The sequence below is a fragment of the Drouetiella sp. genome (assembly GCF_059504425.1).
The window spans coordinates 42425-67892 of record NZ_JCACIN010000097.1; the positions used below are offsets into that span (position 1 = coordinate 42425).

A 25468-nucleotide genomic window follows, 5' to 3' on the forward strand; every position below is an offset into this window, starting at 1 on the left:
CTTTTGAATCTTGCTCTCGTGCTAAATTGACAGAACATCCGTTCGCTCTATTCAAAATACTTCAACCCTTACCTAAAGAACGCGATGTGCGACTCTTTTTCTAAAGCGCTTGATCTCCGTGGGGCAGGCATTTTGCCTGCCCAGATTAGGATCGTTAAGATGCCCATCCTACGAAACTTTCAGACCAAGTTGCACATCGCGTTAAAGAACGCGTTAAAGAATAAGCCTGTATTCTCAATTAGCGTAGGATGTTGTAACCAACCGCTACAGGTAGTGATATATTGTAGTCCTTTCGCCTCGAATCACTGCCCGAAGGAGGCTTGAGTGATGGAAATTCCCCGTTTGCACCCGGACACAATCGAAGAGATCAAGCAACGCGCCGACATCGTAGATGTGATTTCGGAACATGTGGTGCTGCGCAAACGCGGCAAGGACTTTACCGGGCTGTGTCCCTTCCATGACGACAAGTCTCCTAGCTTCAGCGTTAGCCCCGGCAAGCAGTTCTACTACTGCTTTGGCTGTGGCGCGGGGGGTAACGCTATCAAATTCATGATGGAGGTAGGGAAGCGATCGTTCTCCGACGTGGTGCTAGATCTGGCGCGGCGCTACCAGGTGCCAATTAAGACCCTAGAACCCGCCCAGAAACAGGAGCTACAGCGACAGATCTCGCTGCGAGAACAGCTCTATGAGGTGCTGGCGCTCACGGCAAAGTTTTATGAACATGCGCTGCAACAGCCTCCCGGAGAAGCCGCCCTGGCTTACCTAAAAGCGACTCGCCAGCTCAGCACAGAAACCATCCAACAGTTCCAGCTCGGCTATGCCCCGGCAGGCTGGCAGACTCTCTATGGCTATTTAATTGAGCAAAAGCGCTACCCGGTCGAGCTGGTGGAAAAAGCGGGACTAATTGTCACCCGTCCAGAGAGCAAGGGCTATTACGATCGCTTCCGAGATCGGCTAATGATTCCGATTCATGACTTGCAGGGACGAGTGATTGGCTTTGGCGGCAGATCTCTAGGCGACGAACAGCCCAAATATCTCAACTCGCCCGAAACTGAGCTGTTTGACAAGGGTAAAACCCTGTATGCGCTGGACAAGGCACGGGGAGCGATCGCCAAAACTGACAAAGCGATCGTCGTTGAGGGCTACTTTGATGTCATCGCGCTGCACGCCGCCGGAATCACAAATGTGGTGGCTTCTCTAGGAACCGCGCTGAGTTTGCATCAGGTGCGGCAGCTCTTGCGTTACAGCGAATCGAAGCAGATTGTGCTCAACTTCGATGCCGATGCCGCCGGAAACAAAGCCGCAGAACGGGCGATCGGCGAAGTGGCTGACTTGGCCTACCAGGGCGAAGTGCAGCTCCGGGTACTCAACATTCCTTCGGGCAAAGACCCTGATGAGTTCCTGAAAACACATAAGCCCGACGATTATCTGACGTTGCTCAAGGAGGCGCCGCTCTGGCTTGACTGGCAGATTCAGCAGTTGCTCAAGGACAAGGATCTGAGTCAGGCTGACCAATTTCAGCAAAGCACTCAGGAAATTGTCAAGCTCTTGGGCAACCTGCCCAACGCCACGCTGAGAACTCACTATATCCATCGTTGCGCCGAGCTGCTAAGCCAAAACAACGCCCATCTAACGCTGCAACTCGAAGGCGATCTGCGGACTCAGGTACGGGGGCAGCGCTGGCATGGGCGATCGCAAAAATGGGTCAGACCGGGCGATCGTACCCTCCTAGAAGAGTCGGAAGCGCAGATTTTGCGGGTCTACCTGCATCTGCATGAGTACCGTACGTTCATCAAAGAGGCATTAGATGAACGCGATCTCGATTTCAGCATGGGGCACCACCGCTTTCTGTGGCAGCAGATCATGCATATTGAAAAGGGTTTAGAGGAAAGCTCAGAAAAAGACTTGGCTGAAAAAGACTTAGCTCGCTCTACCCCTTTTGATTTGATTTCCGACCTGCAAGATCGCTGTACCGACTTTCCAGAAAAACTGCCAGCGCTGTATCCCCTGTTTCAGCTTGATGAGAAGACCAAGCGAGATTTGCTGCGATCGCCTCTCGTGATCCGAGCGGCAACAGCCTGTATGGAGCGCGTCATGTGCGAGAAACGCTGCCGTCATTTCCTCAACCTTTGGGAAAAAATGGACAGTGCTCTATCGCCAGACTTGGCGCAATATTATCAGCAGCAAATCTATGCCGAAAAACAGCGAATTGCCGAACTCGATCAGCAGCAGCGTCAGACGACCTTTGCAGACCTAGCCCAAATTCCTTGGGTAGGGGAATACTACGACGCGCTAGAAGCGGTTCAGACGTGAGCATCCAGATTTATAGTCAACCAGGCGGTTAGGACGAGGACATTTTTGGTGGGGCGCGCAGCGCCCCACCAAAAATGTTCTAGGCAAGCTGGCGACAGCTATAAAGCTGCGAGTTTCATTCTCTGGGCTTTTGGTCTTCAAGCATTTTTTCGCTAGAAAGCTGCTCCTTAAATTTGCCTTCTGACGAACTAGACAGCGCTTCAGATTCAGGCAGCGATCGCATCCGGTTCATCTGGCTTAGCGCCCAGTGCGCCGTGTCCTGTACTTCAATATCGGTGTCGCTGGCAGCATAGTGCAAAAGCTGGCTCATTTGAGCCATGGCATCATAAATTCGGGTGACATCCCGAATGGCATTCTTGCGCACGTCAGGGCTTTCGTCTTGAAGGGAAAACATGAGCGCCCGGTTCATGGGCTTGAGCGATCGCACCGCAATTTCTGAAACCGCTGCCAGAATCAGGCTCCGCTGCCTGGAGTCAGAATCCATCAGCAGATCGACCAGCGGCTGAATAGCGCGAGAATCACCGCGTTGCCCCAGCTCCCAAATGCCCTGGCGGCGTTTGTCTGCATCCTGGCTATGGAGATCTGTAATAAGCGTCTCGACAATATCAGCTTTAGCCAGCCGAGTTGTTTCGCTCATAGCGGCGGATGATGCCTCGCGGGTTTTATCCGGCAGCGCACTCTCATTGAGCAGCACCAAGTCTGAAGTGTCATGTTTGGGATCGGGGAGGGTACGGTCAACTTCCGTCTTTTTAGAACCCTGACTTTTCACAGCAAAAATAACGCTGCCCGCCACGGTCAAAGGAACTAACGCCCACAGCCACCCTATCCAATCGGAAGATCCTACAGGCTCAACCGGACGCTCTGTTCGAGTTCCCGTCTGAGTTTCTGCGATCGCGGCATGGCTCAAAGGCTGACTCGGCACGCTAGCGATACTCAAACAGGTGACATAGGCGGCAAGTAAGAGCCGGAGACAGTGAAACATGGGGCAATTGCCAAACGACAGAAGTGAGGAGGGAAAACCCGCTCCGTTCTATGCTAGCGGCTATCTAGCTAGATACTTCAGATTCAGCTTCTACCATTGCAGGTTGAACGGTGGGTTGAGCAGTGGGTTGAGCAGACAGATCGAGGGGCTGCCTGAATCTCTCCAGCAAGCGATCGCGCTGGTTAATCAAGTAGATGCTGACTAGCGTCAGGCTCACCCCCACCCACTGCAATGGATTCAGCACCTCGCTGAGATAGAGATTGCCAAACAGGAGGGCAAAGACTGGAGTCAGAAAAGTGAGAGAGCTAAAGCTGGTTAAATTGCCTGTGGTCGCGAAGAAAAAGAAGAGAGCATAGGCGATCGCGCTGCCAAAAATCGTAGAGTATGCCAACGCCAAGCTATCTAAACCCGTAAGGTTTACCCACTGCTGCGATTCCCACACTGCCGAACCTGCGAATAGCGGAATGCCGCCGATGACCATGTGCCAACCTGTTGCCGCGATCGGATCGGCGTGCTGACAGACATACCGCACCATGACAGTGCCGATCGCCATCGAAAGAGCTGCCATCAACATCAGCCATTCGCCGCTTTGGAAGAGCTGTTCCAAGACGTTAACGCCCTCAGCGATGGGGACTTCGCCATGCAGGATTCCCAAAATCCAGTCTTGGGGTAATCCTAGTAAGCTGATGCCAATTACGCCAAAGCCAAGTCCTAGCCAGCCCCACAACCCAATTTGTTCACCAAACAAAAATCTTGCCATCAGCGCCACGGCGAGGGGTTGAGAATCGATCATGACTGACCCCAATCCGGCTCCGGTTCTGGCAAGTCCTTCTGCCAAAAAGCCCTGAAATAGAGTGCCGTCTACTAGCCCAAATAACGCAATCCATAGCCATGCTTTCCATCCTTGGGGCTGGGGCTTGCCCAAGATTAGAGCGGCTGCCAAAACCATGAGTCCGGCTGGAAACAGGCGTATACCCGCCATGAACAGGGGGGTCGTGTGGGGCGCTGTACCTTTCATTGCTACCATTGCGGTACCCCAGAGGAAGAAGGGGGCAATCAGTAGGAATGGCATATAAGGCTGCTTGGATTCAGGCAGGTCGGACTGCATGGGCAGAGTCAGGTAGAGGGCATATTTGCCTTATTCTAATCAATTATTGCGTTGTGTTAAGAAGCTTAACGAACGAATTAATGGGAATGAGCAGAAGTTGACGAGAAGTTGACGAGAAGTTGAATAGATTGCTGAGCCGCTTCAGGGGTTCTCCATACCTTGATGCCCTGGCTGGCGCATTGCTTGGGTACGGCGATCGGGCATGAATGCGGAGGAGAACGTTATGCTCCAGTTTCCGGAATCGGGATTGGTATCTTTGGAAGGTATAGCTGCGGAGAATACTGACCTTCTGCTCTAACTTCATCAAAACTTCGCAATTCAAGGCGATCGATCGCTATGATCATTCAGGAACTGCTTTAAGCAATTTCTTCAAGCAATTTAACGACATGAGGCGTTTCTGTAGCAACCGCCAAGGCGGTTAGGACGGAGACATTTAGGGTGGGGCGCGCAGCGCCCCACCCTAAATGTCCTCAGCAAACTGGCGACAGCCATACGACAGCCATACAAGTAATGCAGATTTAAGCAATGCAAGAATTTCCATCAACATGGCACATCTGATTGATAAACCAGAGGCAGCTCAGCAGGCTGTGCGGCAACGCGCAACTGAGTTGCAGCTATGGCTGGCTCTGACGGGTGGGTCAATTGTGATTCATCTTCTAGCAGTAGCAGTTTTGCTGCCGATCGCCAGCCGCGCCGCTGTTCGCGAGAAATCTTTAGAGGTAAGTCCCATCGATTTTGTGGAGCTTCCAGGGACGAAGAATGCTGCAAGCTCTAAGGGGGCAAGCGTCGAGCCGACGATCGCTTCTCCGATTCCTGCTCAACCTCCGGCAGTTCCGCGATCTGCACCAGAAGCTCAGAGTGATTCTGGAAATGCCATTAACTCTGGAGATATTGGTCTTGCGCCTCCTGCTGAGTCTCCCATTACACCTGTGATTACTCCGACGCTCTCTCCTTCGGCAGAAGCATCAGAACCAAAGGCACCAGAATCGCCTACGCCACTGACAGCAGAGCCGACAGCGGAACCATTAGCATCAGCCCCAGATCCTCAGCCTTCTATACCAGATGCACCTCCCCAGCAATCTGCTCCTGGACAATCTGATCTTGGGCAAGCTAATCCTGGGCAATCTGATCTTGGGCAATCTGATCCAATCGCCTCTTCAGCGCCGCCTTCGGTAACGACAGAGCAAATTACTGCTGCCGTGCCGGATACCTCTGCGCAGTATTCAGCTGAAAATCAGCCTGTTCCTTTGACTTTAATGGCAAGCTTGCAGGTGGTTGCCGTGCCGCCGGAGCAGCTAGAGACTCCGCCCCCTGACACGATCGCTCAGCCTCTAGTCAGCACCTACACGTTCTCTCCCAACCCCAAAGACACTATCTGCGTACCGGAATCTGAAGCCGCTCAGTTTGCTGTGCCGGGAGGGATTACGCTGGGGGAGGGAGTTGGGGTACAGGTTGCAACCGATGAAATGGGACAGGTGATTGACACGGCACTGTGGCAACCGAGTCAGAATTCTCTAAACAATCAGCTAGCGACTTGTTTAGTCAAAAATTGGAATTGGAAGTTTCAGCCCGCGATCGCGCAGGGACAACCTGTGGCCAGCAAGGCACTGGTGATTTGGGTAAAGATCGATCAGAGTCAAGGCGATGGGTCAGGATAAACCTGTCTAGTTAAGGAGATAAAGTGCAGCGATGGGGCGACCTTCGCCACACTTTATGCCAATCAAATACGATGCAGATTAAACGCGGAGCGCCACCATTTTTTGTACGGCTTCCACAATTTGCTGAGGCTGCACGATCGTCAGATTCTCCAGTACGCCGTTGTAGGGGGTAGGAATATCTTGGGATGCCAGCCGCAGGACAGGAGCATCCAGTTCGTCAAAGAGGCGATCGTTAATGGAAGCCGTCAGCTCTGCCCCAATGCCGCCTGTTCGCATACATTCTTCCACGATAATGACGCGGTGGGTTTTGCGGATAGATGCGCCGATCGTCTCAAAATCCAAGGGCTTCAGCGAGATTAGGTCAATAATCTCTGGGTCATAGCCCTCTTTCTCCAGAGTTTTTAGCGCAGTCGTGCAGTGGTGACGCATCCGCGAGTAGGTGAGAATCGTCACATCTTTGCCCTCACGCACCACTTCGGCTTTGTCGAGCGGCAGGATGTACTCTTCTTCCGGCAAGTCTTCCTTGAGGTTGTAGAGCAGCACATGCTCAAAAAACAGCACCGGATTGTTATCTCGAATGGCAGATTTTAGCAGTCCTTTAGCGTTGTAAGGTGTAGAACAAGCTACGAGCTTTAAACCCGGAACGCCTTGAAAGTATGCCTCTAAACGCTGCGAGTGTTCTGCTCCTAGCTGGCGACCAACCCCACCTGGGCCACGAATTACCATAGGAATGCTGTAATTGCCTCCTGATGTGTAGCGGAGCATTCCGGCGTTGTTGGCGATTTGATTAAACGCCAACAGCAGGAAGCCCATGTTCATGCCTTCGATGATGGGACGTAGCCCTGTCATTGCGGCTCCAACTGCCATACCCGTAAAGCTATTCTCGGCGATCGGCGTATCTAGTACGCGCCAATCTCCATATTTCTCGCAAAGTCCTTTCGTAACTTTGTAGGAACCTCCATAGTGCCCTACGTCTTCACCAAGCACTAGAACAGTGGAATCGCGCGCCATTTCTTCGTCGATCGCTTCACGCAGGGCGTTAAAAAGGAGGGTTTCTGCCATGTCAGGGGGTGCTGTAAATCTACTGAGCTATCACAATCTAGAATCTTAACCAATTGCCGAACTGATTCATGAAAGCATTTATACTTACTTGACGATTTCTTGACGATAATTGCGGCAGAATGACCCAAAAATGTGTGGGTGGCTTCGCTTTTGGGGAGGCAATTCTGCAATGCTATGTTGTAACGTCTGTTCTGTAAACAATCCAACTTAGCCTAAACCAGTAAGACCTTTTACAAATTGGGTTGGGTGAGAGCTATGCCCTGCTCATCCTAAAACTCTAATCTATAAAAGGTCTGTCAAGAAAAAGTCTGTCGAGTCGAGTCAGTATCAAGGAGAAATGGTGAGCGGGTATGAGAGTCAATATTCAGTCGGTAGCGCTAAGGCTAGTAGCCATTGGATTGAGCGCATTGCTGTTTGTGCTGGGGCTAAGCGGCATTAAGGCGATCGCCAAAGTTAATATCCTGGGTAAGCCGTCATCAGTTCAAGGCAAGCTGACTGTTCCACAAGTCGCTAGTGAACTGGGTTCGCCTCAAACCCCTCAAGCTGCTCCGCTACAAGATTTAATTCCCAATATTTCTGCTCCCGATACTTCACCTCAAGATGAGGCTGTTAAGGATGTTTGGAGTGTCATTCCATTTCCTACGGCTTCTGGCTTAATGACTTCAACCTCTGTCAGACCCGATATTATCTTAAGCCGTACGCCTCGCCAAGAATTTGCGTCCGCCGACCCAACGAACTTTGGCGATCGCTACGTCAAGGATATCTACGGCAAGCCTGCTAACAATGCTCCAATCGTCGTGCTGCACGAAACAGTCGGGACTGCTAGTAGCGCCATTAACACTTTTCAAACGCCTCACCCGGATGAAGATGATCAGGTCAGCTATCACAGCTTAATTCGGCAGAATGGCGCAGTGATCTACATTGTTCCTCCTACGAAGAGAGCTTTTGGGGCAGGTAATTCAGCCTACCGTGGCTCTAACGGCATCGAAGCCGTTAAGACTCATCGCCTCTATCCATCTTCGGTAAATAACTTTGCTTATCATATTTCTCTAGAAAGCCCTGAAGATGGTCACAACAACGCCTTGACCCACAGCGGCTACACAGAGGCTCAATATCAGTCTTTGGCTTGGCTAGTTGCCCAAACTGACGTTCCTGCCGATCGCATCGTTACCCACAAAATTGTCGATCGATCAGGAAGCCGCATTGATCCCCGTAGCTTCGACGATCGCAAGTTTCTTGCTCTGCTCCGTCCCTACTTGCAAGCCATGCAGGATCAAGGGAACTAGCCGTACCCATATGGGGCTGATATTTTTTGAGGGCTGCGCGAAGCGCAGCCCTCAAAAAATATCAGCCCCGTTTAGACTTTAAATTAAATACGGGCTGAAGCGTAGCAAGGCTTCAGCCCGTATCGGCAATCGGAATCGCAAGGGATTTACGCGATCGCCTTCATTGCTGTCTCGATCGCCCGTAGCACTTCATCCACCTCAGCCGCACTAACAGTTAGAGGCGGCACAAAGCGCACCACCTTAGGGCCAGCCGGAACCAGCAGTACGCCCTGTGCCATGGCTGCTTTGACAATATCGCTAGAAGTCAGCGCTGTCTCAGGCTCTAGCACCAGACCGTTGATTAATCCCCAGCCGCGCACTTCGGCAATCGCACCCGGAAACAGATGGGCGATCGCCTTCAGACCCTCCTGCAGCTGTTTGCCCCGTGCCCGCACGTTCTCTAAAATATTTTCTCGCTCTAGGGTTTGACAAACTGCTAGCGCTACGCCCGTCGCAAAAGGATTGCCGCCAAAAGTGCTGGCATGATCTCCCGGCTGGAAAATGTCGCAGAAAGACTTGCACAGCATCGCGCCAATGGGAATGCCGCCACCCAGACCCTTAGCAGAGGTGAAAATGTCTGGCTCAATACCCAAATTTTCGTAGCCCCAGTATTGTCCTGTGCGACCCATGCCCACCTGAACCTCGTCCAAAATCAACAGAATGCCCTTCTCGTCGCAGATCTCGCGGATGCGTTTGAAGTAAGCTCTGTCGCCGGGACGCACGCCACCTTCGCCTTGCAGCGCCTCCATCATGATTGCCGCAACTTGGTTCTCATTGCCGTCCAGGATGGCGATCGCCTCTTCTAGCGCCGTAATGTCGTTGTAGGGGACATAGTGGAAACCAGGCATCAGCGGGTCAAAGTTCTTCTGATACTTGGGCTGTCCGGTGGCGGTGATGGTTGCCAAGGTGCGCCCATGGAAGCTAGCCTGAGCCGTGATGATGATGGGATGCTCAATGCCACGCACGGTATGGGCATACTTGCGGGCTAGCTTAATGGCTCCCTCGTTGGCTTCTGCGCCCGAATTGCAAAAGAAGGCGCGATCGGCACAGGAGTGCTGAATCAGCCATTTTGCTAGGTCGCCCTGCTCCTGGGTGTAGTACAGATTGGAGACATGGTGCAGCTTTTGAATTTGCTGGGTAACGGCTTCCACCATGACTGGATGGGCATGACCTAGCGTACAGGTGGCAATACCTGCCACAAAGTCTAGGTAGGCACGTCCTTCTGTATCCCACACGCGACAGCCTGCGCCGTGCTCTAGCGTAATCGCATAGCGACCATAGGTAGACATGACATACTGGTCAAAATCAGCAGTGTCATAGCTCAAGGGCGCGACAGGTAGGGCAACTAAGGTTTCTGGACTCATCTCAATACTCCTCTGAATAGCAATGGACTAGGGTGGCAATGAACTGGTGCGTTAAGGGGGTGTTTGAATTTTTTTAACGTTCTTTATATATCGATGATTTAGGAACACTATACCCAATATAGAAAAATTGCTTCAGCGGTGAACGCATTCAGCGCCCTGAAATGTCAGGGTTTGATAGGGTAAAGTTTGATAGGGTAAATCATTCAGCCGTTATTCAGCCGTCATGGCAGATACGCCCCAGTCTTGCAGCCATTTGACAATTTCGGCAGGCAGAGAGGCACGGGTTCTTTTATGAGCCTGAATAGCAATGTGAATAGTTGCCGCTTGACAAGCCTGTTGGGTTGACAGATCTTTGGCAAAGATGCCGTACTGAATTGAAAATTTGCTGGGGCTGAGCTGAGTCGGGGTCAGGTGAATCAGATGCTGCTCGCCACAAAACATCGGCTGCCGAAAGTCTACGCTGGCATGGACGATCGGGATGGCGATCGCCCCCCTGCCAAAAAATTGCTTTAGATCAACTCCCGAAGCTGCTAGCGAAGCCTCATACGCCTCATGACACATGGACAGCACGTTAGCGAAATACACCACTCCGGCAGCATCCGTATCCTGAAACCGAACGGTACGAGCGTAGATAAACGGCATAATCTAATCGTAAACACAGAATCACTCTCATCATCCCTCGCGCCATGGACGAATTCACCGCTAAGCTGCGCATTGAAGAACTGCGATCGCTGCTGCAAAAAGCTAGCTATGCCTACTATGTCCTAGATGCACCCGACATGGCGGATGCCGTCTACGATCAGCTTTACCGTGAGCTTCTAGACCTGGAGGCTCAGCACCCGCAGTTTGTCAGCACCGACAGCCCCACGCAGCGAATCGGTGAAAGACCTACCACGCGCTTTGCCTCTATCAAGCACAATATCCCGCTCTATAGCCTGGAAAACGCTTTTAACCGGGCAGAACTCGCCAACTGGCAGGGGCGATGGCAGCGTGTTGCTCCGCAGGTCGAGGATTTTGAGTATGTGTGCGAGCTGAAGATTGACGGCAATGCCCTGGCGCTGACCTACGAGAACGGTCTGCTGGTGCGCGGCGCAACTCGTGGAGATGGCACGACAGGCGAAGACGTGACCCAAAATATCCGCACGATTCGATCGATTCCCCTGCGATTAAACCTAGAGAATCCACCGCCGATCGTCGAGGTGCGAGGCGAGGCTTTCCTGAGCTTAGAGGTGTTTGAACAGATTAACCGCGATCGCCAGCAGGCTGGAGAGGCACTGTTCGCCAATCCCCGGAACGCCGCTGCCGGGACGCTGCGCCAGCTTGATGCCAAAATTGTTGCCAAGCGACGGCTGGATTTTTTTGCCTATACGCTGCAAATTCTAGGGAGCCAGGAGCCAGGAAGCCAGGAGTCAGGAAGTCAGGAAGCAGACAAGGGAGAGGGAGCAAGCCAGTGGCAGTCGCTAGAACGGCTTCAGGACATGGGCTTTCGGGTTAATCCTAATCGCAAGCTCTGTGCCTCACTGGAGGAAGTGGGCGAGTATTACGATCGCTGGTCAACTGAGCGTCTGAAGCTGCCCTACATGACCGACGGGGTGGTGGTGAAACTTAACGATTTTGCGCTTCAAGAAAAGCTGGGCTTTACCCAAAAGGCTCCCCGCTGGGCGATCGCTCTCAAATATCCGGCAGAAGAGGCTCCTACCGTGGTGGAAAACATCAGCGTCAATGTGGGGCGCACCGGAGCCGTCACTCCCCTTGCCGAAATGCGACCTGTGCAGCTTGCCGGAACAACCGTTTCGCGGGCGACCCTCCACAACGCCGATCGCATTGCCGAGCTAGATATTCGGATTCACGACACGGTCATTGTCCGTAAAGCCGGAGAAATCATTCCTGAAGTGGTGCGGGTGCTGAGTGACCTTCGCCCCCCCAATACCGTGCCCTATCGGATGCCGATCGATTGCCCAGAGTGCAGCCAGCCGCTATCTCGTCCTGAAGGAGAATCCGTGACGCGCTGCATTAATATTTCCTGTCCGGCAATTTTGCGGGGGGCGCTGAGCCACTGGGCAAGCCGCGATGCTCTGGATATCAACGGCTTGGGTGAAAAATGGGTACAGCAATTTGTCGATCGCGGCTTGCTCCACACCGTTGCCGATCTCTATGACCTGACGGAAGATCAGCTCTTGACGGTAGATCGGATGGGCAAAAAATCGGCGCAGAATTTGGTGGAGGCGATCGCCCAATCTAGAGCTAAACCTTGGTCGCGGGTGCTGTATGGGCTAGGCATTCGCCATGTGGGCAGCGTTAATGCCCAGACCTTGACAGACTCTTTCCCGACCGTAGAAGCGCTCGGTAATGCTGAAACTGGCGCGATCGCCACCGTTTTCGGCATTGGTCAAGAAATTGCTCAATCGGTGCATGATTGGTTTCGAGTCCCGGCAAACCAGGCGTTGATCGAGCGATTGCGATCGGCGGGGGTGCAGCTAGCGGGTGAGGCAAGAACTGTGAAGGTGGTGAATGGAGCGATCGCGGGTAAAACCTTCGTCGTGACCGGAACCCTGCCCACTTTGACAAGAGATGAAGCCAAAGCCTTGATTCAAGAGGCGGGTGGCAAAATCACCAATTCGATTAGCGCCAAAACAAACTATCTTGTAGTCGGCGAAGATGCAGGTTCTAAGCTTGCCAAGGCTGAGGCTTTGGGCATCTCACAACTTTCTGAAGCAGAGCTATTGCAACTACTGGCTCCTGTCCCGGATGCTGCTGCTCCAGACTGAAGGGACAGATGGGCAATTGGCGATCGGCATACTAGAAAACATTTCTGCTTGATCTACCCGAATTGGGGTGTTACGTAGAAGCTTTCACTTTGGTACATAGTTGGGCTAATTCATATGTCACTGAGGATAGCAATTAGGGAATAGCTTTCGTCCTCAAGACAAAATCTATAAAATGATTGCTAATAATGACTTTAGAGTTTTCTTTAAGTCAGAATTTATCCTGGACACCCTTCATACGAAACGGCTAGATTGGTCAGATAGATTCAGGCTTACCTTGTTGGGGAGATCGTCTTGACTGATAACAATCCACTTCTTCTGCCTCTACAAAATATGGCTGACCGTCATCAAGCCCTTACACCATCTGTGGCAGGTAGTTATCTTGAAGCTGCAAGAGTGTGTCTTGACCGACATCACAGCTCTCCCAAAGAGTTTACTTTACAAGATGATACGATTTCATCTATTGCAAAGGTGGAGTGGGATGTTGCAGACAGTAGGGTTCAAGCAGCTTGGGCAAATGCAGATGACGCAACAAGAGATGGGGCTTATGCCTTTGCAATTGCAGCTACAGAACTCTTAAGAGGAATGGTAGCAGTGCATCGTGCAGAAACAAAAACTGGTGCTGATTATTACATCGCTCCAGTAGGTGAAGAGTTAGAGGACTTGGAGCATTGGTGGAGGCTGGAGGTTTCAGGAACAGATTCTGGTAAATCGGAAGTGACTAGACGACTCCGTATAAAGCTTGAACAAGCGAGACAAGGCAATAGCAATCTACCTGCTCTAGCAGCCGTGATCGGATTTCGAGTACAGTTGATATTACTTCAAACAGTTGATGTAGCATCATGAGTTGGTTAGTGCATCATACTCGCAGTGAAGAGTATGCAAGCCAAGCAGAAGAGTTACATAGACAGCAAGATCTTAATCGTGCTGCTGGACTCTATCGCCTTTCTGCGGAGGCGGAAGTCAATGCACTAAATAATCTTGACTCTAGTAAAACACGAACAATCGGTATAACGGCTGTCAGTGCCGCCTCTCTTTATTTTAAGGCTCAGGAATTTTTACAGGCAAAAAGGGTAGCCCACAAGTGGTTAGCGACTGAACTATTACCACCTTTTGCAGTAGAGGAATTGGAAGATCTGTTGCAAACAATACGATATGAAGAATCTCGTGCAAAATCTGGCATTCAATTCATTGAAGGTAAAGTGCTAGTGTCTGTACGAGGTGGAGAGGTCTTGTATGGCGCAGCCCCCTTAGATCTTGTTTTGCGAAAGGTAGACCAAATTAGAAATATGCTCTATAGAACGACAGAGCTGCTTTTAGATATCCCATTTCGTACAGGTCGTCCTCCAACTCAAGATGTTAAAGATCAATGTGACCCTTGGGTATTTCAGGCTGCTCCAGGAAGCTATCAGTTTGAGGTACGAGTTCGTAAACCAAAAAACTTTGAGCAATTAAAACTAAGTTTTCCTGGCATGTCGGATTCTGATGCCAAGTTACGTGTAGAGCAAATCACTCAAAAATTTCTTGAAGTTATTCGAGCAACTTCGCAAGATCCAGAAGGAGAACTCACAGAGGTCGTCCCTAATGAAGAGTATCGAGGGGCATTTCTAAAATTGACTCGTGAACTCGCACCGCCATTAACAGGCAAGTCTTTTAATGAAATTGAGATCAAATCAATCAGTGATGCAGAATTCCGTCCCGTCATTCTTGTACCTAATACTCGTGAAGCCATTAAAAATGTTTTGAAGAAGTCAGAACCTGAACTCCCTGAATTGCCAGAGTATAAAGTCACACAACTTCGAGGAACTTTACGTGGTTTACAGCTAGATGATGATTGGGTTGAAATTAGGATTGATGGCGAAAATCAAAAAAATCAAAAGGTCTATGGTGCGAAGGAAGAAATTGACGATGTAGTTGGACCTATGGTAAATCGTCGAGTTGTTGCAGAAGTTATTGAAAGAGGGGATAGATCAGTGGAGAAAAGATATTCTCTACGTGATTTACAACTCGAAGAAGATACACTGTAGACGCTAGCAGACCAGTGCCCCTCTTACAGCGAATAGAATTAAGCCCCCTTTGTGCATAACAAAAATCATCCGCTATTGCTGAATATAAAAGTCAGTTCTGTACAGAAGGCAAGGAAACCTGGCAGCTTCTTTCACTTGCAATCTGGGGCACTTCAACGGCTCTAGGGCGATCGCCCCTTACCTCAACATATCAACCGCACAAAAAAGTTTTGCGTGAAGATCACGCTTTAGGATCTTCACGCAATGCTTTAGGAAGAGTTATTAGGAAAGTCTAGATTGCCAAAGCTGCCTTCAGCTTAGCCAAAGCCACCATTTCCTTCTCGCTCACCTTGGGCGAACCTGAGCCAAACAAGCCGCTACCCGCCGCATTAGCCACATGATCGGCAGCAGCATAGATAAACTGCTTGTACTCCGCCAGTTCTTCGGGCGTAGCGGTGGGTGTGAGAGCCGCTACGGCATCATGGACGGCAACGATCGCCTGATCAACCGCATTCTCTGGCGTGATGTCTTTAGGAGTATCCAAGTGCAGCTTCTTCAAAGACTCGTCAGAAAACACGTTTTGAATAATAGAGTTATTGGGATACTTCTTAGCAGCTCCCGCTACTTCCTTCGCCAAAGCCGTCGCTTCGATCGCCGTTGAAATAATGCCGAGATCCGACATGGCGATCGCCATACCGCTCAAGGTTACTGCCTTCAAAACAACAGCAGACTCTTCTGGAGTGTAAGTCATGGTTAGGGCACCTTATCGTATTACGCAAGCATCCTATCACTTATGGCTCGATCGCGTGAGTCAAGGGCAACACTGGGGCAACACTGGGGCAACACTGGCGATTGCTCTGTCTACCTCCGCCTCACCTTGCTCACCATCTTGCGAGAAAAGCGGAGATTTAGATCTTCCTGCTCTGCCCAGGTCTGCAAAATTCGGAAGAAAGCCTGACGATCTTCAGCTTGCAACACGGCTGTTTGATCCGCTGTCTCGATCACGTAAGGGTAGCCGCTGCCAATAATCACCTCACCGCGCACCCAGTCCATGACGCGATCGACCAAACCTTCCTCATACATCCACAGCGGCATTTCTAGCCGAGCCGGGTAGTTTTCTCGCGTGGTCTTTAAATAAGTAAAAGCAATTTGCTGACGCTGATCTTTGTAGTCGTCCAAGATGCCCGATCGTTCACAGAGAAACAGCGGCGTGCGATCGCCCCACTCCATCAAAGGGTTGAGCAACTGCGCGTCATGTACTGAGGGCGCGTTGGGCAAGTGAAACAGCTTTTGTAGCATCACCTTCAGGTCTTGGGCATAGGAGGTGTCGATATAGGCGACCAATGGTACCCGATACTGCTGGCTGGCGCGTAGCAGCTCCAGCAGACAGGCGACATAAAACTGGCGGCTCTCCAGCTCAAAAGCTTCAGCAAAGGTGGCAACCAGGGAGCCGTCCAGAAACACTAGGCAATCCTGATCTCGCTCATGGGTTGCCATGTAGTCAATCAGCCGCTCGGTTTCCATCTGGAAGCGCCGCATATTTACCTTGCGATCGACGGGTTGCCCACTGTTGCCCGCCTTCAGATCGCTGGGAGTCATAATATCCAGCGCTACATCCTTTTCGTAGCCGCCCGTGGGCAGATGGGGATTCTCGAACCAGCCGATTTGTACCAGCGCCACCGGAATCGACAGGTCTTTACCGGGATAGATCTGCGAACCGTCTACTGCAAAGGTTTTGATGCCCGTAAGGCGATCGCGCACCCACACTAGGCTTTGTTCCCGGCTTTGCCATGCCAGCTTACAGGGAACTACCCCCTGCTGAGCAGCATCTAAAGGTTCTAGTAGCCTCGCACCCGCTGCCGAACTCTGCGCTTTCAGCAGATCGTGCAGCTCTGCCTCGCCTGATGCCGAGATTTTTTCGAGCTGCAATCGATAGCTTTGAATCTGCTGCCAGGTTTCTTGATTAAAAGCAGCGAAGTCTTCGCGTTTGGCAGTTAGCAAATCGTGAATTTGAGAGGGCTTGAGAGGCATAGACGCGATCGCAAAAGTGAGGTGATCAGGATAAAGAGACTTAGAATGTAAGTATTACGGATTGTAAAGTAAGAAGCGATCGTAATGAAAATCCTTCCTCCGTAGTCTTATCGAGGCGCTACGTAATTTCGGCTAGGCTCTGAGCTATAGTACATCTTTCCTAGTCTTTACCCTTTGTAACGCATCTTCCGGATAGCTCGCACAAGGTCTGATTCATGTAAGTGAATGCCCAACAGAGTTCACACGCCTCTTTCCACAGATGCATACATATTTGCAAAAAATCCTTTAAATTAAATAAAGCTTTAGAATTAGTCAGATATCAAACCTGTCCTCCGTGAAAGTCCTGAAAATTCCTGTAAAGTTCTCAGTAGGCTGTTGGAAATAATTAAAAATCTCTTGTAAATAACTCGTTGAAAATACTTAGAAGCAATCTTAAAAAAACCTTAGAAATCAAGGCTTTTTTGAGAAGAACAGAAGATATTGATGTATCAGAGAGACCACTTATATGCTGACTTCTGCTCCAGTGATGCCTACAAATCTTGCTACAGCTGCTCGTCTTGCCAAAGCTAAAGGCTGCGTTCTCAGAGTAATGCAGACCGATGAAGATCTTCTTTACTGGATTGAAAATAGCTGCTTCATTGGCAGACCCTACGAATGCCTGAATGAGCTAGTTCAGTTTATTCAGATTCTGCCAAGCTGCCTGAGTAGCGCATCAGATTGTTCGGTGTCCATTGTTGCTCCGTAGCCATGATTGGTAATGCTAATTTTTAGAGATGAATTTTTGTGTGAGCAGGTTATGAAGCGCCCCACTCACACAAAAATTCATCTCTCGACTAAGCCATGCCTCCTAGTTTTCCCAGAGTTCTGTTTCTGGGCAGATTATTAAGGTCTGTTTCATTTCAAGAAGCTTCCATGGCTTAGATGGAAATTGACGAAATCTCCGTGATACGATGCGATCCGAGAGCTTGGGAAGTTTAGGAGAAAACCTTTGACACTACGGGTTGCGGTTGTGGGTTCGGGTCCGGCAGGCTCTTCTGCCGCCGAGACTTTAGCAAAAGCTGGCATTGAAACCTATTTATTTGAACGCAAGTTAGACAACGCTAAGCCCTGCGGAGGCGCAATTCCTCTCTGCATGGTTAGCGAGTTTGAGCTGCCCCCTGAGATCATCGATCGCCAAGTGCGTAAGATGAAGATGATCTCACCCTCCAACATTGAGGTGAATATTGGTGAAACCTTGAAGGACGGCGAGTACATTGGTATGTGCCGCCGCGAGGTTCTAGACAGCTTTTTGCGGAATCGGGCTGAAAAGCTAGGGGCAAAGCTGATCAACGGCACCGTTCATGGCATTGATTTGCCAACGGGCAGCACAGGCGCTTACACCCTGCACTATGCCGATCACTCCAACGGGACGCTAGAGGGCACGGCGCAGTCTCTACAAGTCGATCTGATTGTGGGTGCAGATGGCGCAAACTCGCGAGTAGCGAAAGCGATCGACGCAGGAGACTACAACTATGCGATCGCCTTCCAGGAGCGGATTCGTCTGCCAGACGACAAGATGGAATACTACCAGGATTTGGCAGAAATGTATGTCGGCGACGATGTCTCGACAGACTTTTATGCCTGGGTATTCCCCAAGTACGACCACGTTGCGGTCGGCACAGGTACGATGAAGGTTCACAAAGCCGACATCAAGAAATTGCAGGCTGGCATCCGCGCCAGAGCGGCAAAGCGCCTAGAGGGCGGCAAAATCATCAAGGTCGAAGCCCATCCCATTCCTGAGCATCCCAGACCCCGTCGAGTGGTTGGCAGAGTGGCGCTGGTGGGCGATGCTGCGGGCTATGTCACCAAGTCTTCGGGCGAGGGCATCTACTTTGCAGCTAAGTCGGGGCGGATGTGCGCTGAGGCGATCGTGGAATTCTCCAACAAGGGGCAAACCATTCCCACTGAAGCCGACCTGAAGGTGTACCTGAAGCGTTGGGACAAGAAGTATGGCATTACCTACCGAGTGCTGGACATTCTTCAGTCGGTGTTCTACCGATCGGATGCCACCCGCGAGGCATTCGTGGAAATGTGTGCCGACATCGACGTGCAGAAGCTAACGTTTGACAGCTATTTGTACAAAACCGTTGTTCCGGCAAATCCCTTTGTGCAGATGAAGATCACGGCGAAGACGATCGGCAGCCTGCTGCGGGGCAATGCTTTAGCGCCGTAGGTTTCTTTTTCATCACGTCAAATTTCTATCGAGCGGGTTGTGGACTATCTCACAACCCGCTTTTTTATTAACCACTATAGGTCAGGGCGATCGCACTAAAAAACCTGCTGTAATGGCATTGTTTGAAGCTGTAATCCTGTTGTGAGCGATCGTAGTGACATTGAGCGGCTTACATTAACATGCCTTGATTTTATGGAATTGGAGTTCGTGCAATTGCCTTACTGACACCTCAAAGCAATGCCACACCAACAACCTTAAAGTAGATTAATTGATGCCAATAGATTAGATAACCTCGCTGTACCGTCGCTACCGATGGAGCAGCCGAACGCGCTGGTTGAGCAGTGACCAACTAACTTGCACGATAGACGAAGAAACTTTGCGCGTCTGCTCCAACCAGATTATGGGGAGACTGCTCACACAGTACTCTAGCTATTTACTTCCTGGAAGTAAACTTCCTCGTAAGGCTGCAAGACGACCCAGCCATCACCCTGAAACTTTAATTGAATCGCCTCCCCACTGCCACGCCCTAAAAAAGTACCCAGAGTAAAGTTGGTTACAATTTCTGGTTCAAGTGAACCTGACCAAGCTACCGTTGCATTGGGATCAGAGAATACTGGCATATCGGGTTTAACTCTTAACGCTAATGGCTCATGGTGTGTTGTAATTGCGACCATACCTCTGCCCGATAGGCGAATATTGAAGAGTCCGCCCGCTACCATACCCGCGATACGTCGCATTAGCTTGATTTCCCACTTTATCGTGTCTTCCATTGCCAACACGTCGTTACCATTGACAAAAATGGTTTCATTATCAAGATTCAGGATGTGAATCCGTTTACCTTTATCAGCTAGGTAAATTCGTCCCATGCCATCCATTTTCATGAGGGACATTCCTTCGCCGGAAACCATCTTCTTCATCAAGTTCCCCAATCCATGTTCGAGGATACCTTCGCGCTTGAATGTTACATTTCCTAAATATCCAATCATCGCTCCTACTTTTGTCCAGATTCTGCCATTTAGTTTCACTTCAAGCAGATGTGGGCTTTCCAATTCAAAAGTGCCTTGTCCGCGATCTCGCTGAGATGAGGTGCTCAGAAATTCATTGATGGAGTATTGAGACATAACAGATTGTTTATGTAAAGGAGGACGTGTTTGAAGATGTAATTAAAGCCGCATTCGTATCTTTATGGATAACTCTTCAGCATAAAATAGTGTAATTCCAGAGTTCAGGGTTACGTTGCTCTTCCTCACTAATATACTTAGCAATCTTTTCCCACAGATAGACTTCTGATTGTTTTTCTACAGATTAACAATAGGTAGGGTGCGTTGCGATCGAGCAAATGCACCGTCAAGATTCGTACCGCCTCTGTCATTCTTGCCAATCCCCCAGTCTGACGGATAGATCCCCTACTCTATAAATGGATGCACCGTCGAAAATTTCCATTCTGTGGGTTTTTGGCCTAATTGATGCCGACGGGACTGTGGTGAATATAGTTGCAGTGTTGGATAAAATCTGTTTCGTTTCGGATTAAATGTTCCCAAAATCGACGTTGCTATAGGTTGCACTCTTTGCGTTTGATTTGAGAATTTGACAGGTCTAGATTCAGTTCAAGTTGAGTTCGGCAATGCCTCGTTGCATAGGTTTTATGGCTCTTCTGAGTTGATGGTGATAAATGAGTCTAATCAGAGAAACAGGCAAGCAGCCTAGCTTGAAAATTATCCTTTCACTTTTTGGTAAATATAGTCTTCATAACGTTGGGTATAGCGACGTTAAACCCGCGAGATTGTCGGTTGCTATATCGGCGATCGCTCTGGGGATTCGGCAAGAGGGGTATGGCAATCGATGCCCGGTGTGTATCGCCAATGCCCTACGAACACGCTACGCGATCGAAAGGTGAATTTGTTGGGTCGCTCCATCAAAGCGAAACTGAATTCCTCTATTCAAGATGTGCTTAGTTTTATCCCTGCTAATCGCGTATGGCACCCCTTTCAATCCTTCTCCAAAGGATTACGACCCTACAATCCTCTTTAAAAACGCCAGTTTGTCTTTGTAAGGAGCATAGCGCCAAGGCAGATCGAGCCAGAAGGGTTTAGACAAAACGCTTTTGAAATGAGAGAAAGTGTCAAATCCGGCTTTGCCATGGTAGCTACCCATGCCGCTATCGCCCACGCCACCGAAGGGCAATGTGGAAGGGGCAATCTGCATGATCGTGTCGTTGATGCAGACTCCGCCCGATGAAGTTTGCTGCAAAACCTGCCGTTGAATTTGTGGATTTTTAGAGAAGACATAGAGCGCCAGAGGCTTGGGGCGAGCGTTGATCTGGGCGATCGCCTCCTCCAATGTCTCATACTCCAAAACAGGCAGAATGGGACCAAAAATCTCGTCTTGCATGACGCGATCGTCCCAACTCACCGAGTCGAGAACGGTAGGAGCAATGTATTTCTCGGTCGCGATCGTTTCTCCGCCAATTGCCACCTTGCCGTCGTTCAGGAGAGCCGTCAAGCGATCGAACTGCTTAGCGTTAATAATCCGCGCATAGTCGGGACTTGTCGCCGGATTGTCGCCGTAGAATTCCTGAAGGGTGGCTTTGATTGCCTCTAGCAAGGCTGGCTTGATGCGGCGATCGACCAGCAAGTAATCTGGCGCGACGCAGGTTTGTCCGGCGTTGATAAATTTGCCCCAAACGATGCGTTTGGCGGCATGTTCGATGTGAATATCCGCATCAACAATACAGGGGCTTTTACCGCCTAGCTCCAAAGTCACCGGAGTCAGATGTTTAGCCGCAGCCTGCATGACAATTTTGCCGATCGCTGTGCCGCCTGTGAAAAAGATGTGGTCGAACTTTTCCTCTAGAACAGCTTGGCTGACTTCAATGCCGCCCTCCACGACCGCAATATACGCTGGGTCAAAAGTCTTTTGGATCAGATTTGCAATCACACCAGAGGTGGCGGGGGAAAGCTCTGAGGGTTTCAACAGCGCGCAGTTCCCGGCGGCGATCGCTCCCACCAAGGGCGCAATCATTAGCTGAAACGGGTAGTTCCAAGGCGAAATAATCAGCGCCACGCCCAGCGGCTCTGGATAAATTTTTGCCTGAGCGGGCATTTGCTCTAGCGGCAGAGCGACTGACTTTGGCTTTGCCCAAGACCGCAGATGTTGGATGGCAAAGTCAATTTCTTTGACGACACCGATTTCGGTCATGTAGGCTTCGACACCGGGCTTGTTGAGGTCGGCATTCACCGCCGCCATGACCTCATCCTGGCAATCTCTAATCGCCTGCTTTAGTTTGTTGAGCTGCATTAGCCGAAACTCAATATCCTTCGTTTTTCCGGTATTAAAAAACGATCGCTGTTGCTGCACTAAATGAGTGACGCGATCGCGGATGTCTTCACGAATATTTTCACTAGCGGTTTGCACCATGACATTGCCCTCCCATTTTTCTCTCCTCTCGATCTTTACAGCAATAAACCGATTTCGGGAATTATGCAAACGCGCTATGAGCCTGAAACTTGATTCAGCGCTTCGGCAGTCATGGGCTGCTCAGTCAAAAAATAGACGGTTCCTTCACGAGTCGAAACCAGATTGAGGTAGTAGGGAATTTCGTTAGGCTTGGACACGCGATAGATGCGTCTCCCTGTGTCTTCATCCAACGGCAGTTCTTCCAGAGAATAGCCCTGCATTTGCAGAGTTTGCCGGAGGCTTGTGGCAAGCGATCGCCATTGGGTATCGGCGGTTTGCCAGCAGCTTTCTGAGGCATGGCATCCTGCCTGTGCGCCCTCCACTTGAGGAAAGCTGCTCCAGGGCTGAGGCAGAGGCGAGGGTGAAGGTTCAAGTGAAGGAATAGGCGAAGGCTCAGGTGAAGGAATAGGTGAAGGTTCAGGTGAAGCGAGCGTTACTGGCTCCGGTGAAGGGGGCAATGCTTGGGGAATTGGAGGATTGACTGGAGGCTGCGCCAAGCTGGGCTGAACAGGCTGGTAAGCAGGAGTCGGCACGGGCGATCGCGCTACAGTAGGCGGCGGCTCAACCGCTGGGGCAGTAGACGGAACAATCTGGGTCAAGGGAATTTCTATGACCTCTACGGGTTGAGACGGTTTGGGCGCAGGAGGAATCGGTAAGGATAGCACCCATCCATGCAGACCCAGCGCCATCCAAAGCCAGGGGCGGCACAGAACATTAAATAAAACTTGCCCAAAAGACTTAACCTGCATGATTGTCTAAATTACCCGCGTCTGAAATTACCCGCGATCGAATTGCCGCCATTACAAAGCTGGGATTTTAGAAGCCCGGTAGTAGGACTATCTCCAGTTTGCTTAGGGCATTTTGGTGGGGCGCTTCGCGCCCCACCAAAATGCCCCCGTCCTAACCGCCTTGGCAGTTTCTACCTTAATCCTGGATTTTGCCGTCGGGCAAAATTGCGCCTTTGAGAATGGCTCCCTTCATATTGGCTCCGGTAAGGTTAGCGCCACTTAAATCGCTACCGCTGAGATTGGCATCGCTCAAGTTAGCGTTGCTCAGATCCGCATTTCGTAAAAAAGCGCCCTTTAGATTAGCTTGAGTCAGGTTAGCCCGCTGTAACTGAGCAGAGGCAAGTCCCGCCTTCTCCAGGTTTGCCTGAGTCAGATCGGCGTTGTTTAGGTTGGCGCTGTCTAGCAGAGCGCTGCTGAGGTTAGCGCCCGTCAGATTGGCATCTTTCAGCACAGCGCGATTGAGAACGCCCTGGGCCAGATCTGCCCGACTCAAATCTTTTCCGGTTAGATCGCAGTCAGGACATTTTTTAGTTTCCAAAAGCTGGGCTTGAGGGGCAGGTTTTGTGCAGCTCCAGGTTCCCGCTGCCAGCATCAAGAGCAAGCAAAAAGTTACGGATCTAGTCATAAGTTGGGTTACAGGGTTAGTCATGGATTGAGTGATAGATTTAATCAAAAGAACGGCGAGTTTGTTGAATCTGCCAGGTGAGCAGCGCGATCGGGATCAGACCTGCCAGAACGATTGCCAATGCCGGAATCGCCGCCTCTGCCAAGCGCTCGTCAGATGCCAGTCGATAGACGCGGACGGCTAACGTGTCAAAGTTGAAGGGGCGCACAATTAGGGTTGCCGGAAGTTCTTTCATCACATCCACAAAAACTAGCAGCACTGCGGTCAACAGTCCGCCAGAGATCAGGGGCGTATGCACTTTCACTAAAGTCTGCACAGGGCTACATCCCAACGATCGCGCCGCTTCATCCAGACTAGGTTTAACTCTGCCCAGGCTAGATTCAACCGTGCCAAAGGAGACTGCCAAAAACCGCACCAGATAGGCAAACACTAGAGCCGCGATCGTCCCGCTGAGCAGCAGCCCGGTAGAAATATCAAAGGTGGACTGCATCCACCGATCGATCGCGTTGTCAAATTGACCGATGGGCACCAGCACCCCGACCGCAATCACTGACCCCGGAATTGCATAGCCCATCGCCGCGAAACGTACCGCAAAACTCATGCCTTGGCTAGGATATAGCCGTAAGCCATAGGTCATCAGCAGGGCGATCGCGACCCCCAATCCTGCCGTCAGACCCGCCAGAATCAAGCTATGTTTGGCAAACTCCCAGGAGGCTGTAATCTCTCCATTTTGTAGGCTATTCACGGATAAATTCAACAGCATTGCCATAGGCAGCGCAAATCCTAGAAGTATGGGTAGAACACAGGTAATTTGCGCGATCGCCGCCCTGACTCCCCTCAGCCTGTAGCGCGGGAAGGGCTGCCGACTGCTGGTTTGGTAATATTTTGCCCGCTGACGAAACCATCGCTCAGCCGCCAGCAGTCCAAAGATGAACACCATCAGACAAGCCGCTAACTGGCAGGCTGCCGAGCGATCGCCCAAGGCAAACCAGGTGCGATAAATCCCGGTGGTAAAGGTGCCAACTCCAAAAAATTCGACCGTACCAAAGTCGCTCAAGGTTTCCATCAGCGCTAGTGCCGTGCCAGCCGCGATCGCTGGACGCGCCAAAGGCAAGATCACTTTCAAGAAGCTCCGCCAAGGGCTACAGCCAAGGGAGCGACTTGCTTCCAGCATATGAACAGATTGTTCTAAAAATGCCACACGCGCCAGAAGATAGACGTAAGGATACAAAACCAGCGTCAGCATGACGATCGCCCCACCTAGGGATCGGACGTTGGGGAACCAATAGTCCGTTACGGTTTGCCAGCCCGTGACGGCTCTTAACCCAGACTGGACAGGGCCATAAAACTCTAAAATTTCGGTGTAGACGTAGGCAAGGATGTAAGCTGGAGCCGCCAAAGGCAGCAGCAGCGACCATTCTAAGATGCGACGACCGGGAAAGCTGCATAGCGTCACTAGCGCTGCGGTACTCACCCCGATCGCCATCACGCCACAACTCACCCCAGCCATTAGCCCCAAAGAGTTGAGCACATAGCCAGATAAAACAGTTGTGGCGAGATGCTGCCACACTTCGCTCGGTCTGCCAAACAGATGGCTGATGACAAACATCAAGGGCAGGGAAAGGAGAAGGGCGATCGCTCCTACCAGCATCATCCAAATTCTAGGGGTATGCTGTACCCAAGGTGAGTTATTCTGAAGCTGCATAGGGTTTTAGAGTAATTTTAATATCACTATTTTGTATACTTCAATGAAATAGCCAAGACTCTTACTCA

20 protein-coding genes and 1 pseudogene are annotated in these 25468 nt (G+C 50.7%); 9 read left to right on the top strand and 12 right to left on the bottom strand.

All coding sequences use genetic code 11. The annotated features are described in order from the left end of the window. Window positions 1–327: 327 nt before the first annotated feature. Window positions 328–2313: a DNA primase gene (dnaG, locus tag AC5JMP_RS22775; RefSeq protein ID WP_495853790.1), complete on the top strand. Its 1986-nt coding sequence runs from the start codon at window positions 328–330 to the stop codon at window positions 2311–2313. Window positions 2314–2428: 115 nt separating this feature from the next. On the opposite strand, the gene AC5JMP_RS22780 is transcribed toward dnaG, so the two are convergent. Both AC5JMP_RS22780 and AC5JMP_RS22785 read right to left on the bottom strand, forming a co-directional pair. After that, window positions 2429–3295, bottom strand: coding sequence for a HEAT repeat domain-containing protein (locus tag AC5JMP_RS22780; protein WP_495853791.1), 867 nt, complete (start codon window positions 3293–3295; stop codon window positions 2429–2431). A gap of 64 nt (window positions 3296–3359) precedes the next feature. Then, window positions 3360–4403, bottom strand: a complete 1044-nt coding sequence (locus AC5JMP_RS22785; RefSeq protein WP_495853792.1) for a DMT family transporter — start codon at window positions 4401–4403, stop codon at window positions 3360–3362. Window positions 4404–4948: 545 nt separating this feature from the next. On the opposite strand from AC5JMP_RS22785, the gene AC5JMP_RS22790 reads away from it, so the two are divergent. Then, complete coding sequence (locus tag AC5JMP_RS22790; RefSeq protein ID WP_495853793.1) at window positions 4949–6061, top strand: hypothetical protein; 1113 nt, start codon at window positions 4949–4951, stop codon at window positions 6059–6061. A gap of 78 nt (window positions 6062–6139) precedes the next feature. Here AC5JMP_RS22790 and AC5JMP_RS22795 read toward each other — a convergent pair whose 3' ends face one another. Further along, window positions 6140–7123, bottom strand: coding sequence for an alpha-ketoacid dehydrogenase subunit beta (locus tag AC5JMP_RS22795; protein WP_495853794.1), 984 nt, complete (start codon window positions 7121–7123; stop codon window positions 6140–6142). A gap of 350 nt (window positions 7124–7473) precedes the next feature. On the opposite strand from AC5JMP_RS22795, the gene AC5JMP_RS22800 reads away from it, so the two are divergent. After that, window positions 7474–8409: an N-acetylmuramoyl-L-alanine amidase gene (locus AC5JMP_RS22800; protein ID WP_495853795.1), complete on the top strand. Its 936-nt coding sequence runs from the start codon at window positions 7474–7476 to the stop codon at window positions 8407–8409. Window positions 8410–8555: 146 nt separating this feature from the next. Here the strand turns inward: AC5JMP_RS22800 and AC5JMP_RS22805 are convergent, their stop codons facing one another. Further along, complete coding sequence (locus AC5JMP_RS22805) at window positions 8556–9812, bottom strand: aspartate aminotransferase family protein (protein WP_495853796.1); 1257 nt, start codon at window positions 9810–9812, stop codon at window positions 8556–8558. Between the two features lie 210 nt (window positions 9813–10022). After that, window positions 10023–10454: an acyl-CoA thioesterase gene (locus AC5JMP_RS22810; RefSeq protein WP_495853797.1), complete on the bottom strand. Its 432-nt coding sequence runs from the start codon at window positions 10452–10454 to the stop codon at window positions 10023–10025. A 44-nt stretch (window positions 10455–10498) separates the two neighbouring features. Here AC5JMP_RS22810 and ligA point away from each other — a divergent pair, with 44 nt between their 5' ends. The 3 genes from ligA (at window position 10499) to AC5JMP_RS22825 (ending at window position 14604) form a co-directional block, all read left to right on the top strand. Then, window positions 10499–12580 carry an NAD-dependent DNA ligase LigA gene (gene ligA, locus AC5JMP_RS22815; RefSeq protein WP_495853798.1) on the top strand — a complete coding sequence of 694 codons (2082 nt, stop codon included), beginning with the start codon at window positions 10499–10501 and terminating at the stop codon, window positions 12578–12580. 291 nt (window positions 12581–12871) lie between these two features. Next, the gene (locus tag AC5JMP_RS22820) at window positions 12872–13423 is read left to right on the top strand and encodes a hypothetical protein (RefSeq protein ID WP_495853799.1); all 552 of its coding nucleotides are present in this window, start codon (window positions 12872–12874) and stop codon (window positions 13421–13423) included. Then, window positions 13420–14604: a hypothetical protein gene (locus tag AC5JMP_RS22825; protein ID WP_495853800.1), complete on the top strand. Its 1185-nt coding sequence runs from the start codon at window positions 13420–13422 to the stop codon at window positions 14602–14604. The genes AC5JMP_RS22820 and AC5JMP_RS22825 overlap by 4 nt, the downstream gene beginning before the upstream one ends. 271 nt (window positions 14605–14875) lie before the next feature. Here AC5JMP_RS22825 and AC5JMP_RS22830 read toward each other — a convergent pair whose 3' ends face one another. Together AC5JMP_RS22830 and AC5JMP_RS22835 are read right to left on the bottom strand one after the other, a co-directional pair. Continuing rightward, window positions 14876–15334, bottom strand: coding sequence for a hypothetical protein (locus tag AC5JMP_RS22830; RefSeq protein ID WP_495853801.1), 459 nt, complete (start codon window positions 15332–15334; stop codon window positions 14876–14878). A gap of 110 nt (window positions 15335–15444) precedes the next feature. Then, on the bottom strand, window positions 15445–16614 hold the full coding sequence (locus AC5JMP_RS22835) for a DNA double-strand break repair nuclease NurA (RefSeq protein ID WP_495853802.1): 1170 nt from the start codon (window positions 16612–16614) through the stop codon (window positions 15445–15447). Window positions 16615–17119: 505 nt separating this feature from the next. Between AC5JMP_RS22835 and AC5JMP_RS22840 the strand changes: the two genes are divergently transcribed. After that, window positions 17120–17359, top strand: coding sequence for a hypothetical protein (locus tag AC5JMP_RS22840; protein ID WP_495853803.1), 240 nt, complete (start codon window positions 17120–17122; stop codon window positions 17357–17359). A gap of 243 nt (window positions 17360–17602) precedes the next feature. Continuing rightward, on the top strand, window positions 17603–18826 hold the full coding sequence (gene chlP / locus AC5JMP_RS22845) for a geranylgeranyl reductase (RefSeq protein WP_495853804.1): 1224 nt from the start codon (window positions 17603–17605) through the stop codon (window positions 18824–18826). Window positions 18827–19251: 425 nt separating this feature from the next. Here chlP and AC5JMP_RS22850 read toward each other — a convergent pair whose 3' ends face one another. Continuing rightward, window positions 19252–19947: an AIM24 family protein gene (locus tag AC5JMP_RS22850; RefSeq protein ID WP_495853805.1), complete on the bottom strand. Its 696-nt coding sequence runs from the start codon at window positions 19945–19947 to the stop codon at window positions 19252–19254. A gap of 652 nt (window positions 19948–20599) precedes the next feature. Here AC5JMP_RS22850 and AC5JMP_RS22855 point away from each other — a divergent pair. Then, window positions 20600–20692 (top strand): annotated as a pseudogene (locus tag AC5JMP_RS22855) (IS1 family transposase); the annotation flags it as partial. Between the two features lie 141 nt (window positions 20693–20833). On the opposite strand, the gene AC5JMP_RS22860 reads toward AC5JMP_RS22855, so the two are convergent. The 4 genes from AC5JMP_RS22860 to AC5JMP_RS22875 all read right to left on the bottom strand — a co-directional run bounded on the left by AC5JMP_RS22860 (window position 20834) and on the right by AC5JMP_RS22875 (window position 25400). Further along, window positions 20834–22243: an aldehyde dehydrogenase gene (locus tag AC5JMP_RS22860; RefSeq protein ID WP_495853806.1), complete on the bottom strand. Its 1410-nt coding sequence runs from the start codon at window positions 22241–22243 to the stop codon at window positions 20834–20836. A 74-nt stretch (window positions 22244–22317) separates the two neighbouring features. Then, the gene (locus tag AC5JMP_RS22865; protein ID WP_495853807.1) at window positions 22318–23031 is read right to left on the bottom strand and encodes a hypothetical protein; all 714 of its coding nucleotides are present in this window, start codon (window positions 23029–23031) and stop codon (window positions 22318–22320) included. Window positions 23032–23206: 175 nt separating this feature from the next. Next, complete coding sequence (locus AC5JMP_RS22870) at window positions 23207–23695, bottom strand: pentapeptide repeat-containing protein (protein ID WP_495853808.1); 489 nt, start codon at window positions 23693–23695, stop codon at window positions 23207–23209. Between the two features lie 40 nt (window positions 23696–23735). Next, window positions 23736–25400, bottom strand: a complete 1665-nt coding sequence (locus AC5JMP_RS22875) for an ABC transporter permease (RefSeq protein ID WP_495853809.1) — start codon at window positions 25398–25400, stop codon at window positions 23736–23738. Window positions 25401–25468 lie beyond the last annotated feature (68 nt).

Bases quoted from the DNA above. Each gene is read 5' to 3' on its own strand.
- ligA (WP_495853798.1), top strand. From the start codon at position 10,499: ATGGACGAATTCACCGCTAAGCTGCGCATTGAAGAACTGCGATCGCTG.
- AC5JMP_RS22825 (WP_495853800.1), top strand. From the start codon at position 13,420: ATGAGTTGGTTAGTGCATCATACTCGCAGTGAAGAGTATGCAAGCCAA.
- AC5JMP_RS22850 (WP_495853805.1), bottom strand. From the start codon at position 19,947: ATGTCTCAATACTCCATCAATGAATTTCTGAGCACCTCATCTCAGCGA.
- dnaG (WP_495853790.1), top strand. From the start codon at position 328: ATGGAAATTCCCCGTTTGCACCCGGACACAATCGAAGAGATCAAGCAA.
- AC5JMP_RS22875 (WP_495853809.1), bottom strand. From the start codon at position 25,400: ATGCAGCTTCAGAATAACTCACCTTGGGTACAGCATACCCCTAGAATT.
- AC5JMP_RS22795 (WP_495853794.1), bottom strand. From the start codon at position 7,123: ATGGCAGAAACCCTCCTTTTTAACGCCCTGCGTGAAGCGATCGACGAA.
- AC5JMP_RS22790 (WP_495853793.1), top strand. From the start codon at position 4,949: ATGGCACATCTGATTGATAAACCAGAGGCAGCTCAGCAGGCTGTGCGG.
- AC5JMP_RS22830 (WP_495853801.1), bottom strand. From the start codon at position 15,334: ATGACTTACACTCCAGAAGAGTCTGCTGTTGTTTTGAAGGCAGTAACC.
- AC5JMP_RS22840 (WP_495853803.1), top strand. From the start codon at position 17,120: ATGCTGACTTCTGCTCCAGTGATGCCTACAAATCTTGCTACAGCTGCT.
- AC5JMP_RS22785 (WP_495853792.1), bottom strand. From the start codon at position 4,403: ATGCAGTCCGACCTGCCTGAATCCAAGCAGCCTTATATGCCATTCCTA.
- AC5JMP_RS22870 (WP_495853808.1), bottom strand. From the start codon at position 23,695: ATGACTAGATCCGTAACTTTTTGCTTGCTCTTGATGCTGGCAGCGGGA.
- AC5JMP_RS22865 (WP_495853807.1), bottom strand. From the start codon at position 23,031: ATGCAGGTTAAGTCTTTTGGGCAAGTTTTATTTAATGTTCTGTGCCGC.
- AC5JMP_RS22800 (WP_495853795.1), top strand. From the start codon at position 7,474: ATGAGAGTCAATATTCAGTCGGTAGCGCTAAGGCTAGTAGCCATTGGA.
- AC5JMP_RS22780 (WP_495853791.1), bottom strand. From the start codon at position 3,295: ATGTTTCACTGTCTCCGGCTCTTACTTGCCGCCTATGTCACCTGTTTG.
- AC5JMP_RS22805 (WP_495853796.1), bottom strand. From the start codon at position 9,812: ATGAGTCCAGAAACCTTAGTTGCCCTACCTGTCGCGCCCTTGAGCTAT.
- AC5JMP_RS22810 (WP_495853797.1), bottom strand. From the start codon at position 10,454: ATGCCGTTTATCTACGCTCGTACCGTTCGGTTTCAGGATACGGATGCT.
- AC5JMP_RS22860 (WP_495853806.1), bottom strand. From the start codon at position 22,243: ATGGTGCAAACCGCTAGTGAAAATATTCGTGAAGACATCCGCGATCGC.
- AC5JMP_RS22835 (WP_495853802.1), bottom strand. From the start codon at position 16,614: ATGCCTCTCAAGCCCTCTCAAATTCACGATTTGCTAACTGCCAAACGC.